Raw genomic sequence first — 17894 nt, forward strand, 5'->3', positions numbered from 1 at the left:
GATGAATGTTTCTTCTTGGTCGATCCGTAATCCTATTCCCAGTATTCTATTATTCATTATGCTTGGCTTGGCGGGTTTGCTCTGTTTTCACTGGATGAAAATACAGCAATTTCCAGATATTGAATTGCCAATGGTCACGGTGACAGCCGCCTTACCCGGCGCAGCACCACCACAACTTGAAACTGAAGTAGCCCGTAAAATAGAAAACTCGATTGCAACCTTACAAGGTCTAAAAAATCAATATACCAATATTCAAGATGGTGTGGTGAGTGTTACCGCAGAGTTCCAATTGGAGAAGCCGCTTCAAGAGGCCGTTGACGATGTTCGTAATGCGGTATCACAGGTTCGCTCAGACTTACCTGCTGATTTAAGAGATCCGATTGTCAGTAAAATCAATCTATCGGGTTCGCCAATATTAACCTATGCCATTCAATCGCCCAAAATGGATGAAGAAGCACTGTCATGGTTTGTTGATTATGATATTGCGCGCGCCATGCTTCAAGTCAAAGGTGTCGGTGCTGTATCGCGTGTTGGTGGTGTCACACGTCAAATTGATGTTGAACTCGATCCTGAAAAACTATTGGCACTCAATGCAACTGCGACAGAAATTACCCGACAGCTTCGCTTAATCCAACAAGACGCTTCAGGCGGCGAAACTAAAATTGGCGGTAGTGAACAATCTATTCGTACCATTGCCACCGTCAAAACAGCGGCTGAAATTGGTGCGATGAACATTGCCTTAAGTGATGGTCGGCATATCCGCCTTGATCAAGTTGCAACCATACATGATGGAATAGCTGAGCGACGTTCTGCTGCACTTTTAAATGGTCAACCTGTTATTGGATTTGAAATCACCCGCAGTAAAGGTGCAAGTGAAGTTGATGTTGAAAAAGGTGTCATTATCGCTTTGGATAAACTCAAAGCCGCCCATCCTGACATTAAAATTACTGAGGCATTTAACTTTGTTAAGCCTGTTGAAGATAATTATAAAGGCTCAATGTCGCTGTTATATGAAGGCGCAATTTTAGCGGTACTTGTGGTTTGGTTATTTCTACGCGATTGGCGTGCAACCATCATTGCGGCTACTGCTCTGCCACTCTCAATTTTACCTGCCATCATCGGCATGTATTACCTCGGCTTCACCCTCAATATCGTCACGCTACTCGCCATGTCTTTGGTGGTCGGTATTTTAGTGGATGATGCAATTGTTGAAATTGAAAATATTATTCGGCATTTACGAATGGGGAAATCCCCGTATGAAGCCGCGATGGAAGCTGCGGATGAGATTGGTCTCGCGGTCATAGCCACAACCTTTACCTTAATAGCGGTGTTCTTACCTACCGCATTTATGAGTGGTATCGCAGGTAAATTCTTCGTTCAGTTTGGCTGGACAGCATCACTTGCGATTTTTGCCTCACTATTGGTTGCGCGTTTACTTACCCCAATGATGGCTGCTTATATTCTTAAGCCATGGGTTGGGAAAATAGACCATCCATTGCCAGCCTCTTCGATAGAAGATCAGGGTCAAAGAGGACTTGCAAAAGACCGTGAAAATGATAGTCGTGTCATGCGCGTGTATATGCGTTTAGTCACGTGGTGTTTAAACCATCGTTGGCTCACACTATTTGGCGCGATTGCTTTTTTTATTGGCTCGCTCATGCTCATTCCACTGCTGCCAACAGGTTTCGTTCCTCCCCCAGATACAGGACAGACACAAGTTCGCGTAGAATTAACACCAGGTTCACAATTTTCAGAAACTTTAAAAACAGCAGAGTACGCACGTAATCTGATTAAAGACCATCCTGAGGTTAAAAGTGTCTACACCACCATTGGGGGCGGTGCAGCAGGTACAGACCCATTTGCAGGTGGAGCATCTAGCGAACCTCGCAAAGCCACACTCACCATTCAAACCACTGAACGCTCGGATCGATCTGCCAGTCTGCAACAAATTGAAGATGAGATCAGACAACGTCTCGCCCCACTCCCAGGTGCAAGGATTCAAGTGGGCATCGCAGGAAATAACAGCCAATATCAACTGGCACTGTCTGGTGATGATCCTGAAGCATTGATGGAGACTGCACGTAAACTTGAACGTGAATTACGGACGATTCCGAATATTGGTAGTGTCAGCTCAAGTGCTGCACTGATTCGCCCTGAATTGGTTGTTCGTCCTGACTTTGCCAGAGCAGCAGATCTTGGTATCACAAGCTATGATATTGCTGAAACGTTAAGAATCGCAACCGCTGGTGACTTTGACCAGAACTTGTCTAAATTGAATTTATCGCAACGCCAAATACCAATCGTGATCAAGCTTCCTCTATCCGCCCGTCAAGATGAAGCGTTAATCAAACGCCTGATCATCAAAGGGAATCAAGGCCCTGTGATGTTGGGCAGCATTGCAGATGTCAATATTGAAAGTGGTCCTTCGCAGATTGACCGATTCAATCGTATGCGAAATATCAACCTGAATATTGAACTCAATAATCAACCTTTAGGCGATGTAACCGCACAAGTTGATCAACTACCGACCATGAAAAATTTACCACCAAGTGTGACACGTACTAATATTGGTGATGCTGAGGTCATGCAGGAGTTATTTTCAAGTTTTGGTTTAGCAATGCTCACAGGTGTGCTGTGTATTTATGTGGTACTGGTGCTTTTATTCAAAGACTTTTTACAACCGATTACCATCTTAGTCGCATTACCTTTATCACTTGGCGGCGCATTCGTTTTACTTCTTTTAGCAAAAAGTAGTTTCTCTATGCCAAGTTTGATTGGCTTAATTATGCTGATGGGGATTGCAAGTAAGAACTCGATTCTATTGGTCGATTACGCCATCATTGCAAGGAACGAGAAGCATTATTCGCGATTCAATGCCCTGTTGGATGCCTGCCATAAACGTGCCCGTCCGATTATTATGACCACATTGGCAATGGGGGCTGGTATGTTGCCAATCGCATTGGGCATCGGGACAGACCCGAGTTTCCGCTCTCCAATGGCAATTTCGGTGATTGGTGGTTTGATTACCAGTACCTTCTTGTCATTACTTGTTATCCCCGTGGTGTATACCTTTATTGATGATATCAACCGCAAACTGCATAGTTTTAGTAAAGGTAAATCAGTTGAATCAACATATACATAAATAATGGCAAAAAAAATAGGCATCGCATTGATGCCTATTTTTTATCTTAATATAGTCAACGATGTTGGCAATTAGGTGATGAACCTATACAGTTACCCACATTCATATCATAAATGGTCGAATGGCCTCTCTCTCCCTTAGGTGTTGGTACACCTTTGGGTACGAAAAATGTGACCGAATGAGCACCATACAAACCGGCTGGAATAGTCATTTCTTTTAATACCACATAAGCATTATGAAAATGTACATATTCCATACCAGTATCTGAACTAGATTCAGTTGCACCAATCACAGGCGGAGTGTGAATATTATTTGCCTTATTATACGCTGCTTTCCACCCATTAATATCTGCTTTATTGGCAGGGCGCAATAAGCCTTTAGCAACTGCATCACGAATTCCCGCTTCACCAGCTAAGGGCGCATTTTTATCAATAACATCATCTAAAGTTCGATCATTAGATGACCGCAAAGCACTAATCGAACGAATATTACCAATATTTGCCTGCCCATTTTGTGCTAGTACAATAGCCTTTATATCCTTCTGCACGACTTTCTGTGCCAATTGGTTGACCTGTGTCGCATTGCGATCTGAAACATAAGCATAACCACATTGTGAATTCTGGCTCGTTGTCTCAAGAATTGGAATTGATCTAGGTAGCCCTAAAACTTGCTGTTTATAATACCCAGTTGCAATCACACCAACAATTTTAGTCTGATCCTCCCATTTGAGTTTCCAAATCGTAGGCTCATAAGCTCCCAAGATCAGTACAATAGGACGGTCATGTTGTACTTGAATATCCATTTCTGTAGCTTGATGTCCACTATCATCAATCTGATAATTTGATTTGCGTCCAGAATAAGCTCCTGTTGCATAAACATCAAAGTCTTGAGGAAGTCTCGCTTTGAACTTAGTACACTCAGTTTCAATTGGAATTTGAGTATGCTGTCGCTGCATACTTGCAGGATAATCACCTAAATTATTATGACTATTACGGCGCTCTGAAAAGGAGGCACTGAATGCCTCTCTTAATAATTCAGTATTGCTTGGCGCTTCTTTTCTATAAAGACAATCTTTAGGTCGTAGATGATCTGGTAAATTAGAGAAACATTGCCAAGCTAATTCTTGATTATCTGTTTGGTATTGCGGTTGGTAAAAAAGTTGATAATGAGTTAGTGATTTAGGCGCTTGTTTTCCATCCAAACTTGCAACGAATTGTAGATGCTCAAACTTCAGTGTGATACCTGCTTTAACTTGTAGATTATCTACAATATCTTTTTGAATTTGTGAAATATTTCTATTCAAAATTAGAATTTTCTGTGCTGATTTTGTTTCATTATTAAAATATTGTTGATTCAATTGACTCACAAAGTTAGTTTTATATTGCTCAATTGCAGTCAAATAGCTTTTAGCTTGCTGTTGTTGATAAATATATCCCCCACCATATCCTAATCCTAAAACTGATAATGTTCCTACAACTCCAGAACAAACCCCTTTAATAAATAAATTTGATACTTGTTTTTTCATTTTTAATCTAATTTAACAATTAATTTTAAACTAAAATAAAATAGGTGTTTTTACCACACCTATTTTATTATTCAATAATTAAAGCCTTAAATAACGGTATTGTACCCACTATTTCTTCGCCAAAGCTTTTTCAATATCCGCTTCTAAAGCTTCTGGTTTTGTCGTCGGTGCATAACGTCCTAGAACTTCACCATTACGTCCAACCAAGAACTTGGTAAAATTCCATTTAATATTACGGCTCCCCAAAATACCTTTGGCCTCTCGTGTTAAAAAACGAAAAATTACATGCGCCTCTGGCCCTTTTACATCAACCTTAGCGAACATCGGAAAATCCACACCATAATTACGTTGGCAAAATGTCCCGATTTCCTTATTCGTGCCTGGGTCCTGCCCCCCAAACTGATTGCATGGAAAACCTAGAACTTCTAAACCTTGAGATTTATATTTTTCATAAAGTTTCTCAAGCCCTGCAAATTGAGGTGTAAAACCACACTTACTCGCTGTATTTACAATCAGCATGACCTTGCCTTTATAATCAGCGAGCGCTTTTATATCACCCTCTAACAATTCAGCTTCAAACTGATAAATATTACTCATGGATAAGTTTCCTCGTCATTCTTTTCTTGTGTTTTAAGTTGTAATGATGCCGAATTTACGCAATAACGTAACCCAGTCGGCTGTGGGCCATCCTCAAACACATGACCCAAATGTGCATCGCAATCATGGCAGACTATTTCCGTTCTGACCATACCGTGCGATAAATCTTCATGTTCTTCTATAGATACATTGTCGATTGGCTTAAAAAAACTTGGCCAACCACAGCCACTATCGTATTTCGTTTCCGAAGAGAATAATTCTGCACCGCAGCATCGACACACATAAACTCCGTGCTGTTTATTATTCCAATATTGCCCCGTAAATGCCGGTTCTGTGCCTTTTTGACGAGTAATGCGATATTCTTCTGGTGATAGCTCTCTTTGCCATTCTCTGTCAGTTTTATTCACTTTTCCCATGACCTGCACCTTTATATTCTGTTGTTAAAAATATCTTGATGATCAAGTTTTATATTTACGCCATTCACAACAAAAACTCTAGTCTCAGTTCGTACAATTTAATGAATTTTCAGCATTAAAAAACAAAATAGCAAAAAGCTAGCAAATTATTTTAACAAAAGTAAGCAATTTTCAAGGCATCTCTATTTGACGTAAGCAAACATAGTGTTATTCTTAGTGTGCGCGGTTGTCTAGGACAAAAAATGTCACAGAAAAAAAGTGTGGTTTTTAAAAATCTATTACCAACCATCAGACAATATCAACAATCAGGTTTTACCCATGAAAAAATTGTTGAATTACTGAGAGATCAACACGATCTAAATTTGGTTACAGTCGAAACCTTTAAAAGTTATTTATACCGATATGCAAAAGTGAATCCAGCTATGCCTAAAAATACTGCTACGCCCCAGTCTACTCAAGCAAACCGAGAAATTAAAAAATCATCTAAGCTTGAGCATGTTTGTTACGACATTCGTGGGCCAGTATTGCGAGCCGCCAATGAAATGGAGGAGCAAGGCCACAAGATCATTAAGCTCAATATCGGCAACCCTGCGCCTTTTGGTTTTGAAGCACCACAAGAAATCATTAATGATGTGGCTTTAAACCTCCCCAATGCAATTGGCTATACCGATTCAAAAGGTATTTTTCCTGCACGTAAAGCCATTTGCCAGTATTACCAGCAAAAAGGCATTTTTGATATGCATGTCAATGATGTGTATGTCGGAAATGGTGTCTCTGAACTTATTGTGATGGCCATGCAAGGCTTGCTCAATGATGGTGATGAGATGTTGGTGCCAATGCCTGACTATCCTTTATGGACAGCAGCAGTCAATCTGTCAGGCGGTACAGCCATTCACTATAAATGTGATGAAGAAAATTATTGGTACCCAGATATTGCAGATATGGAAAGCAAAATCACGCCAAACACGCGTGGTATTGTCATCATCAACCCAAATAATCCAACAGGTTCAGTTTATCCACGACACGTGTTAGAACAAATCGTCGCTTTAGCGAAGAAGCATGATTTAATTTTATTTGCTGACGAAATTTACGACAAGATTATTTATGACGGTATTGAGCATGTTGCTGTTGCCGCTTTGGCTGGTGATCAACTTTGTATCTCCTTCAATGGTTTATCAAAAGCCTATCGTATCGCGGGTTATCGTGCAGGTTGGATGGCAATTACAGGCAATAAAAATCGTGCAGCTGATTATATCGAAGGTTTAGATATGTTGGCATCAATGCGTTTGTGTGCCAACCATCAAGCTCAATATGCAATACAAACTGCTCTGGGTGGCTATCAGTCAATTAATGATTTGATTCGTCCCGGCGGTCGTTTATACGAACAACGTAATATTGCTTGGGAAATGCTCAATGAAATCCCCGGTGTCAGTTGTGTGAAACCTGACGGTGCCATGTATTGCTTCCCACGACTCGATCCTGAAGTTTATCCAGTTGAAGATGATGAACAATTGATGTTGGATTTATTGAAAGCAGAAAAAGTGTTATTGGTACAAGGTACGGGCTTTAATTGGCCTACGCCAGACCATTTCCGTGTGGTGTTTTTACCTGCGGAGAATGAACTGCGAGAAGCGATTAATCGTTTAGGCCGTTTCTTAGCCACTCGCCGTTAATTAAAAAATTAAAGCAATGTCTTTACTAGACATTGCTTTTTTATTTTTAGCCTAAATCATCCAAAATTACATGAAATTTCAACAGTATAATATAGTTTTATTCAGACCCTGCTAAAAACATCAAACAACTGAAATCATTCACCTTTAACTCCTCACCCGCCATACATACACATGACTTAGGTGATCAATCAAACTTAGTTTAGTCCATCTAAATAGATTCTAATAAAGAATAAATTGCCAATGATTTATATATTAAAAGTTCAAATAATAATCTTTGATGTCGTATAGGATATAAAGACATAACCCTTCAATGGAAAACTAAAAATACAGGATTGTAATTGATGATGAATAAAACGGTTAAATCATTTGGATTCGCATGCACACTACTTGCTGCTTCGGTTTCGTTGTATGCAAAAAATAATGTCGTCATTATGGCAACAGGCGGTACGATTGCTGGTGCAGGTGCAAGCTCGACCAATAGTGCAACCTACACAGCAGCAAAAGTTCCTGTAGATGCATTAATCAATGCTGTACCTCAAATCAAAGAATTAGCAAATGTTAGCGGCATACAAGCCTTACAAATTGCTTCAGAGAGTATTACCGACAAAGAGCTTTTATCTCTCGCACGTCAAGTGAATGATTTGGTCAAAAAACCATCGGTGAATGGCGTCGTCATTACACATGGCACTGATACGCTTGAAGAGACTGCGTTTTTTCTCAACCTTGTTATTCATACTGACAAGCCAATCGTTTTAGTTGGCTCAATGCGCCCATCTACAGCACTTTCTGCTGATGGTCCGCTTAATTTATATAGTGCGGTTGCCCTTGCGTCTTCAAATGAAGCGAAAAACAAAGGGGTGCTTGCGCTGATGAATGATTCCATTTTTGCGGCACGTGATGTGACCAAAGGAATCAATATTCATACCAATGCCTTTGGCAGCCAATGGGGCGCATTAGGTACGGTCGTTGAAGGAAAACCATATTGGTTTAGAAGTAGTATAAAAACCCATACCCAAGCATCTGAATTTAATATTGAGAATATTAAAGGTGAGCAACTTCCACTCGTTCAAATCGTCTATGGTTCTGACTCAATGATGCCTGATCCATATCTTGCTTATGCAAAAGCTGGGGTAAAAGCAATTATTCATGCCGGTACAGGGAATGGTTCTGTGGCAAACTATATTGTTCCAACATTAAAGCAACTGCATGATGCACAAGGCATACAGATCATTCGCTCTTCTCGCGTACCTCAAGGCTTTGTTTTACGTAACGCAGAACAACCTGATGATAAATATGGCTGGGTTGCAGCACATGATCTTAATCCACAAAAAGCACGTATTTTAGCGGCTCTCGCTCTAACCAAAACCAATGATGCAAAAGAAATTCAGCGCATGTTCTGGCAATATTAATTTTAGCTCATGATTTTCCAAACCGATGTATCTGCATCGGTTTTTCTTTTTATACTTACCGTTCGTCAACGGAATCTCGTCTTAGTTGCAAAAATATTAGACAACTGACAAAGACAGAGCATGTTAGAATAATCATTGATCGCGTTAAGGATAGATTCATGCATTTTGTTCATCTTGGTATTCATACAGAATTTTCGATTACAGAATCGATTGTGCGCATACCTGATTTGGTCAAAGTTGCAGTAAAAGATGAAATGCCTGCGCTGGCACTTACAGACTTATCCAATTTGCATGCTGCGGTAAAATTTTATGAGGCTTGTCTAAAAAAAGGCATTAAACCTATTCTTGGCAGCGTTATACGTTTAAATGATGCTGAACATAGAGCCACATTGTTAGCAATGAGTAATATTGGTTGGCGTAGTCTAACCGAAATCGTTTCTCGCGGTTTTATTGAAGGACAACAACTCAGCATCCCTTGTGTACAGAAAGACTGGGTGCTTGAGCAAGCAGAAGATCTCATCATCTTACTTGGTCAACATAGTGATGTGGGTAAAATGCTGAGTTCGTCTAACCCGCAAAAAGCTGAGCCATTATTAGAAGCGTGGATCGAAAAGTTTGGAAACCGCGTCTATTTAGCACTCACTCGGACGGAACGTGCTGGTGAAGAAGATTTTATTCAGCAGGCCCTAAAACTTGCAGAAAAGTATCAGATTGGTGTGGTTGCACACAATGATGTGCACTTCATCGAACAACATGATTATGATGCTCACGAAGCACGCGTCTGTATCGCCGATGGTTATGTATTGGGTGATAATAAACGCCCGAAAAATTATAGTACTGAACAATACTTTAAAACTGGCGAGCAAATGTCTGAACTATTTTCAGATATTCCAAGTGCTATCGCTAATAGCTACTACATTGCGCAACGTTGTAATGTCGCGTTGCAATTGGGTACTTATTTCTTACCCGACTTCCCTATTCCAGATGGCTATACCATTGATAGCTACTTCGAACATTTATCTCGTGAAGGTTTAGAAGAACGCCTCAATCACCTTTATCCAATTGACAAGCGCGATGAAGACTGGGCAGAAATTCGTCAACCCTATGATGAACGAATTAAATATGAAGTTGATATTATCCTGAAAATGGGCTTCCCAGGATACTTTCTGATCGTCATGGACTTTATTCAATGGGCCAAAAATAATGGCGTGCCTGTCGGTCCTGGTCGTGGTTCAGGTGCAGGTTCTTTGGTCGCTTATAGTTTAAAAATTACCGATCTTGACCCGCTACGTTATGATCTCCTCTTTGAACGTTTCTTAAACCCTGAACGTGTCTCAATGCCCGACTTCGACGTCGATTTCTGTATTGCAGGCCGTGACCGTGTCATTGAATATGTGGCTCAAAACTATGGTCGTGAAGCCGTTTCACAGATTGCCACTTTCGGTACGATGGCTGCAAAAGGCGCTATTCGAGATGTCGCGCGTGTATTGAGTAAATCATACGGTCTTGCAGATCGTATTTCAAAAATGGTGCCAACCAAACCGCTTGGTGTTGATTTGGTGACAGCCATTGACATGGAACCTCAACTTAAGGATATCGTTACTAATCCATCCAATCCAGATCATGACGACGCCGCTGAGATCTGGGAAATGGCACTCAAGCTAGAAGGTATCACGCGGAACACAGGTAAACACGCGGGTGGTGTTGTAATTGCACCAGGGAAAATTACCGACTATTCCGCAGTGCTTTGTGAAGCTGATGGTACAGGTCGTGTTGCACAATATGACAAAGATGATGTTGAAGCCGCGGGTCTCGTCAAGTTTGACTTCTTGGGTTTGCGTAACCTAACCGTAATCGAAGATGCCGTTCAGAATATTAATAAACGCATCAAGTCAGCAGTGCCTTTAAATATTGTTGATGTGCCATTGGATGATAAAGATGCCTATCTTGTGTTTGCCAATGCAAATACAACTGCGGTGTTCCAGTTTGAATCCGTCGGCATGAAAAAAATGCTCAAGGAAGCTCGACCAAGTAAATTCGAAGAAATTATTGCCTTCGTTTCCTTGTATCGTCCCGGTCCAATGGATCTTATTCCAGACTTTATCCATCGTATGCATGGCGGTGAGTTTGAATATCTGCATCCATTACTTGAAGGTGTGTTAGAGCCAACCTACGGTATTATGGTTTATCAAGAACAGGTGATGCAGGCAGCTCAGATCTGTGCAGGCTATACGCTTGGTGGTGCAGATTTACTTCGCCGTGCGATGGGTAAAAAGAAACCTGAAGAAATGGTGAAACAACGCCAGATCTTTACGGAAGGCGCTGGACAAAAAGGGATCGATGTCGCAACGGCCAACCATATCTTCGACTATATGGAAAAATTTGCGGGTTATGGTTTTAACAAATCCCATGCCGCAGCCTATGCTTTAGTTGCCTACCATACCGCTTGGTTAAAAGCACATTACCCTGCCGAGTTTATGGCAGCGGTACTGTCATCGGAAATGCAAAATACCGACAGTATCGTGTTTCTGATTGATGACTGTCGTAATAATAAGCTAGAAGTACTTCCACCTTCCGTAAATATGTCGCTGTATCATTTCCATGCCAGTGATGAACAAACCATTGTATATGGTCTAGGTGCGATTAAAGGTGTTGGCGAACAGGCAATGCAGTCTGTGATCGACTCTCGTACCAAAGAAGGTCCTTATAAAGATTTATTTGATTTCTGTCATCGTATCGATCTGAAAAAAATCAACAAACGTACCTTAGAAGCGTTGATCCGTGCAGGTGCACTGGATTGTTTAGGTATTGAACGTTCGAGCCTCATGGCACAATTACCAGAAGCGGTACAGGCTGCGGAGCAAGCCCGAAGTAATCGTGAAACAGGTATCATGGATTTATTTGGTGAAGTTGAGGAAGTTCAACGCAAGCCATCTAAACCTGTTAAACCATGGGCTGATGAAGTTCGCTTAAAAGGTGAAAAAGATACGCTTGGTTTGTACTTAACGGGTCATCCTATCGATGTCTACCGCCCTGAATTAAAATCATTTGTCTCTGCTAAACTCAATGAACTCACACCAACACGTCGTGGCGTTACCACTGTCTTTGCTGGATTGGTTGTCGATATTGCAAACTTCCCAAACCGTATCATGATCACTTTAGATGATGGTACTGCGCGTGTTGAAATCAGTTGCAATCATGAACGTTTCCAACGCTATAAAGAGGTCGTCCGTTTAGAACAAGTCGTGGTGATTGAGGGTGAAATTTACGAACGTGAAGGTTTCGACCGCCCGATGGCTCGGTTAAGCAAGGCATTTAGTTTAAATGAGATTCGCCAAAAACGCGCCCAAAGTATCCAAGTTCGTTTAAGCAACGATCTAATGACGAAATCATTGGCAAAAGATCTGCAAACATTGCTTTTACCCTATTGTAATATTGATATGTGCCAACATATTGGTCTACACCTGCAAATTGAACAAAGCTTTGCAACAGCAGAATTACACTTAGGCGCTCAATGGAAAGTTGTACCTTTAGATGAACTGCTAGCAAAGTTGCGTGATTATTTTGGTAAAGAGGCAATTTTCATTGAATATCAAGTGAAATCCAAAGCAGCAAAAGTAGCTGAAGCGCCGAAAGTCAGTGTGGTTGCCCCGCCACCTGAAAATATGTCAATGGATGAAGCCTTAGATCTTTACCAGTCTGAAATCTCTCAATATTCTTAAATTTGGATGATATATGAACCTGTTTGACTCAAACAACGTGTCCAAACATTTGGATCATGTGCGTATTGTCATGGTCAATACGACTTTACCTGCAAATATTGGTAGTGCGTTACGTGCCATGAAAACGATGGGTTTATCTAAACTTGTACTCGTTGCACCCAAAACTTATCCGCATCCAGATATTGATGCATTGGCCGCAGGCGCACAAGATTTAATCGAACAGATCGAGATTGTTGATACCTTAGAACAAGCGATTCAAGACTGTCATTTGGTTTTTGGCACCAGTGCACGTAGTCGTACCATTCCTTGGCCATTACTCGATGTTCGCCCTGCTGCAAAAGAAGCTTTACAAGCAGCAAACCAGCAACAGAATATTGCGATTGTGTTTGGCCGTGAAGATCGTGGTCTCACCAATGAAGAATTAGCTTTAGCAAACTATCATTTAACCATTCCAGTTGATCCTGAATATGGCGTGCTCAACGTTGCTCAAGCCATTCAGGTTGTTTGTTATGAGTTACGTATGGCTGCACTTGAACAAAATACTCAAGCGCTCGCCCTGCCTGATGATCACATGCAGCTAAAACAACAACAAAGTATGCAATGGGACGAACCACTCGTAAACCAACAGCAAATGGAGGAGTTTTATCCTCATTTAGAAAAAATGCTGACAGAAATTGAGTTTTTAGACCCGAATAATCCCCGGTTACTTCCATTACGCTTGCGTCGTTTGTTTGGAAGGATACAATTAGATCGTATGGAGTACCATTTATTACGCGGGATATTTAGCCGTGTACAAGCACTCGCAAATGGTTCATGGAAACAAAACAGTAAGGAGGATCAGTCCAATGATTAAACAGCTCAAAGAAGATATCGAAGCTGTATTTGCACGTGATCCTGCTGCTCGCAATACACTCGAAGTCCTGACGACCTACCCAGGTATTCATGCGCTGATTATGCATCGCATGGCCCATGAGTTATGGAAAAAAGAATATAAAGGCTCTGCTCGACTGCTCTCTTCTTTTAGTCGCTTTGCCACAGGCATCGAAATCCATCCGGGCGCAAAAATAGGTAAACGTTTCTTTATCGATCATGGTATGGGCGTTGTGATTGGCGAAACCGCTGAGATAGGCGATGATGTCACCCTATATCATGGCGTCACCTTAGGGGGAACGACATGGAATAAAGGTAAACGCCATCCAACTTTAGAAGATGGGGTCGTGGTTGGCGCAGGTGCAAAAATTTTAGGGCCTTTTACTGTACACAAAGGTGCCAAAATAGGTTCCAATGCGGTGGTGACGAAAGAGGTACCTGCTGGTGTGACAGCCGTGGGGAGTCCAGCCCGTTATATTTTTAAAGAGTCCGTGACGATAGAGCAAACAGAACAAGAGGCACTACGTCGAGATTATGCAGAAAGTATTGGTTTTGAACCTTATGCAACAACTGAAGAACAAGCTGATCCTATTTTAGAAGGTATTCGTGTGTTACTGGATCGTATGCAAAAAAATGAAAAACGGATGAATACACTTTACCAAAGACTGTCTCTACTTGATCCAACGTTTAAAGGTCAAAATTCTAAAACTCAACCTTTTAGTAAAGAAGAGTTAAAAATTATTGAAGAAGTCCGACGTGAATGTGATGCACAAAGTATCCCATCAAAAACGGAGTAAATTATAAAAATACAACATGTCATCCATTGCAAGTTGGTTTCGCTTTTCCTAGACTAGCGAAATCAACCACTTTTATCACCTTACTAAAATTAATGGACGTAGATCATGAATTTTAAGCCTTTGGCATTACTCGTACTTTCAACCTCAGTTCTAACCGCATGCGGTATTGCTCCAACAAAAAAAGCAAATGTTGCTGAACCTTTTGTATTTAAAGAACCTGATCCTACGCCAGCTTTTTATGCTTTAAATCCAATCCAGTATGATGTGCCGCCAAGCTTTGAACTAGCGATTAAAGATGCCACAGCTCAGCCCGTGACTAAAATGGTCGTTTCATTACAAGGTGACCCATCAAAATCAACAACCTTAGATGTAAACAAACTCATCGTTCCAACAATTGATAGCAAACAACGTAGTATGAAATATGCTGTACTCGCTGGTGATAATGAAGTCGATGTCACTGAAATCGATGATTTTTTACAATTGGTTGAAGGTAAGGCACGTCATTACCCACCACGCTTCCCAGAACGTCAAGAGCGTAAAGGCTATGAAGTTAAGCTCAAAGAAATTACACATAAATTAGATGCTTTAGCAGAAAAACCAAATGCATCATTTGATGTATTAACACGTGCATTTAAAGCCAGTGTGATGGCGCGTAACTTAGATTTGGGTACATCTTATACCTCTAAATCTTTAAATTACGCACAACGTATTCTTGCAATCAGCCCAAATGATCCAGAAATCAATTTCTGGTTCGGTTTTGGTTTATCTGAAGGTGGTGGTCAACGTGAAGCGATTCCTTATTTAGATAAAGCAATCAAAGGTGGGGTTCAAGAAGCTTATCTTTCTGCTGCGAATAACTATCTTTGGTTAGAACAGAAGAAAAATGCGATTCAGACATTAAAGAACTATAAAATTAAATTTCCAGATGAAGCAGAAGTGGCTGATCGTTTAATTCGTGAAGTGGAATCTGGTAAACGCTGGAATGTTTGGCAAGTCATGAACTAATAGCTCTCTTTCATCATTATTGACATCCTCTTTGTATTTCTCCCATAGAGAGAATAAGGAACAATTGAAGTTCCGCAAGGGGATTTATGAAAGAAGTCTAATGTAATCTTAGCTTTCAATATAAATAGGCTGTCTGGTACAGCCTATTTTTTATTCATTGAAAAAACATCTAATTTCAGTATTATGACTATAATAATTCAAGCGACCTGTGCTGATCCATGATGCAAGCATTTACCCCGAATAAACGTCTATTTGTTATCAGTCTACTCAGTACCCTTATGTTCAGTGGCTGTCAGGTTGTCAGCCTAAAACAACAGGCATTGAATGTCACCATTGCCAACGAACGCAACAGTATTTTGACACAAAAGAAACTCAGTGAGGCCAGCCTCAATGTGCTTTCAATGTCTGGTAAAGCCGCTAAAATTTGCATGGAAACCCCCAATCAATGCGTAGCGGATTTACATGAAATCCCTCAAATTCTTGATGAACAATTACTATCAACAGCAAGTGAATTATATCTTGCTAAAGCAATGGCTTTATCAGAATCCTCTGAATGTAAAATCAGTAAACTAACCAAGCATAAAGCTGAAGAAGAACAAAAACTTATCCAAAAAGCGTATGAGCAATGTTTAGATCAAGAACTCGATGCTTTGGATAAAACGATTCGTTACAGCTATGCCTATTTATTTAAAACCACTCGCCAGCCACAAGAACGGCTATTTGATAACCGTCAGGTACAAATTCGGGATTTTTATAACCAAGCTTTAGCCAGACTCGTACATGTTCACAAAGTTCGATACCCTAAACAAGAATTTGAACCGACAATTAAAATCGGAAAAAGCACCTATTCACTTGATTTAAAAGAATATCAACGTTTAGAAAATGAGAGCCTAGAGCAGTTTGTATCTAGCTACAATATGAATTTTTCAGGCTTACGTGCACTTAACCGTCGTGATGGCTTCGGCTCAGATTTTGTTGCAGTCTTTGCCACATCAGAGAGTAAGTGGGATAATCAATATATTCTCGATCCATTAAATTATGACTACCCTAACGGAATAAATCCAAATATTCATCCAGCACGTTATTTAGCTTCTACCATCATTGCCCAACCTAAAAAACCTGCTGCGTCTGTTAAGGATGTGTTAACCAGTCCTGATTTTGAAATTAAAGCTTACGACCCGTATAACACTGAAAAAATCAATATTGCTGGTAAACCTTATTCGCTTGCAGCAAATTTCTCCGCACCTTATGGACTCTGGTTGGCAGAAAATAATTTAGGTGCAGCAGCATATTTAAGCTTGATTGATCGAGATCAACGTTTAACAATGCCGCATCTATATATGCTAGAACCCTATAATCCAAATAAAAAAATAATCGTGCTGGTCCATGGTCTTGCAAGTAGTCCTGAGGCTTGGATTGCAGTAACCAATGATATTATGGGTGATACGGTTTTACGTGAACAATATCAAGTATGGCAAGTTTTCTATTCAACCAATATGCCAATCTTAGAAAGCCGTTTTCAAATTTATGCATTATTAAAACAGGCATTTTCTTCATTAAATCCAAAAGATGCTGCGGCAAAAAATGCTGTTTTAATTGGTCATAGTATGGGCGGTATTATTAGCCGACTTCTAGTCAGTGATGTCGATGTGTCCAAACAAGCGTTACAAATGATGAGCAGTCGCCAGCAAACACAACTCAGAAAGCATCCTGCAATTAGTGAACGGCTTAGAATGAAACCGATTATGAACTTTGATCGTGCCATTTTCCTAGCTTCACCACATCGGGGAACTGATTATGCAGATCGTTGGTTTACCTTAGCTGCACGTAAAATTATTCGCTTACCCGCAACATTCTTAACCACTTTGGCGGATACATTAACCAGTGATGATATCGAGCTGAAAGACTTTGTAAAAACACTGACCAGTGATGTGATTCAAAATGGCCCAAGTGATTTAAGTAAAAAATCAAAATTCATGGAACTGACCGCTGATATTCCGCCAGAAAAAGGTTTAGTTTTCCATTCAATTATGGGAAATATTACCAAAAGCGATGACCCGAATATCATTACTGATGGCATCGTTCCATATAAAAGTGCACATTTAAATGGTGCAGTCTCTGAGAAAATTTTACATGGTGGTCATTCAATACAGGAAACTCCTGAAGCAATCTTAGAATTACGCCGAATTCTGCGTCAGCATTTAGTCGATCATGGCTTGTATAAACCCTAAACCAATAAAAAAATGCCCAAACTAACGTTTGGGCATTTTTTTGATTAATGAACGTTAAACACCAGAACGAATCATATAATCAAAAGCAGAGAGTGATGCTTTAGCACCTTCACCAGTGGCAATGATGATTTGCTTATAAGGCACAGTAGTACAGTCACCCGCAGCAAACACACCTTTGACATTGGTTTCATTACGATCATTCACCATAATCTCACCACGGTTGCTTAACTCAACTGTACTGTCTTTCAAGAAATCGGTGTTAGGCAATAAACCGATCTGCACAAAGATCCCAGCAAGCGCTACCGTATGTTCAAGCTCAGTCGCACGGTCTTTGTATTTTAACGCAGTCACTTGTGCACCATCACCAACCACTTCTGTACTTAAGGCATTTAGGATCACCGTGGTATTTGGTAAACTGTTTAACTTATCTTGTAACACTTGATCGGCACGAAGCTTGGTATCAAACTCAACCAAAGTGACATGCTCAACAATCCCTGCAAGGTCAAT

General features: G+C 40.5%; 12 protein-coding genes. 8 read left to right on the top strand and 4 right to left on the bottom strand.

Annotated elements, in window-relative coordinates; translation table 11 throughout:
- Position 1: 1 nt before the first annotated feature.
- On the top strand, positions 2 to 3142 hold the full coding sequence (locus MMP72_RS01905) for an efflux RND transporter permease subunit (protein WP_241313978.1): 3141 nt from the start codon (positions 2 to 4) through the stop codon (positions 3140 to 3142).
- A 55-nt stretch (positions 3143 to 3197) separates the two neighbouring features.
- Here the strand turns inward: MMP72_RS01905 and MMP72_RS01910 are convergent, their stop codons facing one another.
- The 3 genes from MMP72_RS01910 to msrB form a co-directional block, all read right to left on the bottom strand.
- Positions 3198 to 4667 carry a hypothetical protein gene (locus MMP72_RS01910; protein WP_241313980.1) on the bottom strand — a complete coding sequence of 490 codons (1470 nt, stop codon included), beginning with the start codon at positions 4665 to 4667 and terminating at the stop codon, positions 3198 to 3200.
- A 108-nt stretch (positions 4668 to 4775) separates the two neighbouring features.
- Complete coding sequence (locus tag MMP72_RS01915; RefSeq protein ID WP_004671491.1) at positions 4776 to 5264, bottom strand: glutathione peroxidase; 489 nt, start codon at positions 5262 to 5264, stop codon at positions 4776 to 4778.
- A complete protein-coding gene (msrB, locus tag MMP72_RS01920) occupies positions 5261 to 5680 on the bottom strand; it encodes a peptide-methionine (R)-S-oxide reductase MsrB (protein WP_241314030.1) in 420 nt (139 codons plus the stop codon). The genes MMP72_RS01915 and msrB overlap by 4 nt, the downstream gene beginning before the upstream one ends.
- Before the next feature lie 242 nt (positions 5681 to 5922).
- Here msrB and MMP72_RS01925 point away from each other — a divergent pair, with 242 nt between their 5' ends.
- The 7 genes from MMP72_RS01925 to MMP72_RS01955 all read left to right on the top strand — a co-directional run bounded on the left by MMP72_RS01925 (position 5923) and on the right by MMP72_RS01955 (position 17387).
- On the top strand, positions 5923 to 7353 hold the full coding sequence (locus MMP72_RS01925; protein WP_241313982.1) for a pyridoxal phosphate-dependent aminotransferase: 1431 nt from the start codon (positions 5923 to 5925) through the stop codon (positions 7351 to 7353).
- Positions 7354 to 7694: 341 nt separating this feature from the next.
- A complete protein-coding gene (locus tag MMP72_RS01930; protein WP_241313984.1) occupies positions 7695 to 8762 on the top strand; it encodes a type II asparaginase in 1068 nt (355 codons plus the stop codon).
- A gap of 158 nt (positions 8763 to 8920) precedes the next feature.
- Positions 8921 to 12484 carry a DNA polymerase III subunit alpha gene (dnaE, locus tag MMP72_RS01935; RefSeq protein ID WP_241313986.1) on the top strand — a complete coding sequence of 1188 codons (3564 nt, stop codon included), beginning with the start codon at positions 8921 to 8923 and terminating at the stop codon, positions 12482 to 12484.
- A gap of 13 nt (positions 12485 to 12497) precedes the next feature.
- On the top strand, positions 12498 to 13337 hold the full coding sequence (locus tag MMP72_RS01940; RefSeq protein WP_241313988.1) for an RNA methyltransferase: 840 nt from the start codon (positions 12498 to 12500) through the stop codon (positions 13335 to 13337).
- Entirely contained in the window at positions 13330 to 14151 is an 822-nt protein-coding gene (gene cysE, locus MMP72_RS01945) for a serine O-acetyltransferase (RefSeq protein ID WP_241313990.1), read from the top strand. Before MMP72_RS01940 ends, cysE begins: the two co-directional genes overlap by 8 nt.
- Before the next feature lie 105 nt (positions 14152 to 14256).
- A complete protein-coding gene (locus MMP72_RS01950; RefSeq protein ID WP_241313992.1) occupies positions 14257 to 15156 on the top strand; it encodes a hypothetical protein in 900 nt (299 codons plus the stop codon).
- A gap of 221 nt (positions 15157 to 15377) precedes the next feature.
- Positions 15378 to 17387: an alpha/beta fold hydrolase gene (locus MMP72_RS01955; RefSeq protein WP_241314033.1), complete on the top strand. Its 2010-nt coding sequence runs from the start codon at positions 15378 to 15380 to the stop codon at positions 17385 to 17387.
- Positions 17388 to 17441: 54 nt separating this feature from the next.
- On the opposite strand, the gene MMP72_RS01960 is transcribed toward MMP72_RS01955, so the two are convergent.
- The coding region (locus tag MMP72_RS01960; RefSeq protein ID WP_241313994.1) for an FAD-dependent oxidoreductase at positions 17442 to 17894 on the bottom strand (453 nt) is incomplete at its 5' end.

The organism is Acinetobacter sp. NIPH 2699 (assembly GCF_022549355.1).
Lineage (GTDB): Bacteria > Pseudomonadota > Gammaproteobacteria > Pseudomonadales > Moraxellaceae > Acinetobacter.

Bases quoted from the DNA above. Each gene is read 5' to 3' on its own strand.
- msrB (WP_241314030.1), bottom strand. From the start codon at position 5,680: ATGGGAAAAGTGAATAAAACTGACAGAGAATGGCAAAGAGAGCTATCA.
- MMP72_RS01910 (WP_241313980.1), bottom strand. From the start codon at position 4,667: ATGAAAAAACAAGTATCAAATTTATTTATTAAAGGGGTTTGTTCTGGA.
- MMP72_RS01950 (WP_241313992.1), top strand. From the start codon at position 14,257: ATGAATTTTAAGCCTTTGGCATTACTCGTACTTTCAACCTCAGTTCTA.
- MMP72_RS01930 (WP_241313984.1), top strand. From the start codon at position 7,695: ATGATGAATAAAACGGTTAAATCATTTGGATTCGCATGCACACTACTT.
- MMP72_RS01905 (WP_241313978.1), top strand. From the start codon at position 2: ATGAATGTTTCTTCTTGGTCGATCCGTAATCCTATTCCCAGTATTCTA.
- MMP72_RS01925 (WP_241313982.1), top strand. From the start codon at position 5,923: ATGTCACAGAAAAAAAGTGTGGTTTTTAAAAATCTATTACCAACCATC.
- MMP72_RS01915 (WP_004671491.1), bottom strand. From the start codon at position 5,264: ATGAGTAATATTTATCAGTTTGAAGCTGAATTGTTAGAGGGTGATATA.
- cysE (WP_241313990.1), top strand. From the start codon at position 13,330: ATGATTAAACAGCTCAAAGAAGATATCGAAGCTGTATTTGCACGTGAT.
- MMP72_RS01940 (WP_241313988.1), top strand. From the start codon at position 12,498: ATGAACCTGTTTGACTCAAACAACGTGTCCAAACATTTGGATCATGTG.
- dnaE (WP_241313986.1), top strand. From the start codon at position 8,921: ATGCATTTTGTTCATCTTGGTATTCATACAGAATTTTCGATTACAGAA.
- MMP72_RS01955 (WP_241314033.1), top strand. From the start codon at position 15,378: ATGCAAGCATTTACCCCGAATAAACGTCTATTTGTTATCAGTCTACTC.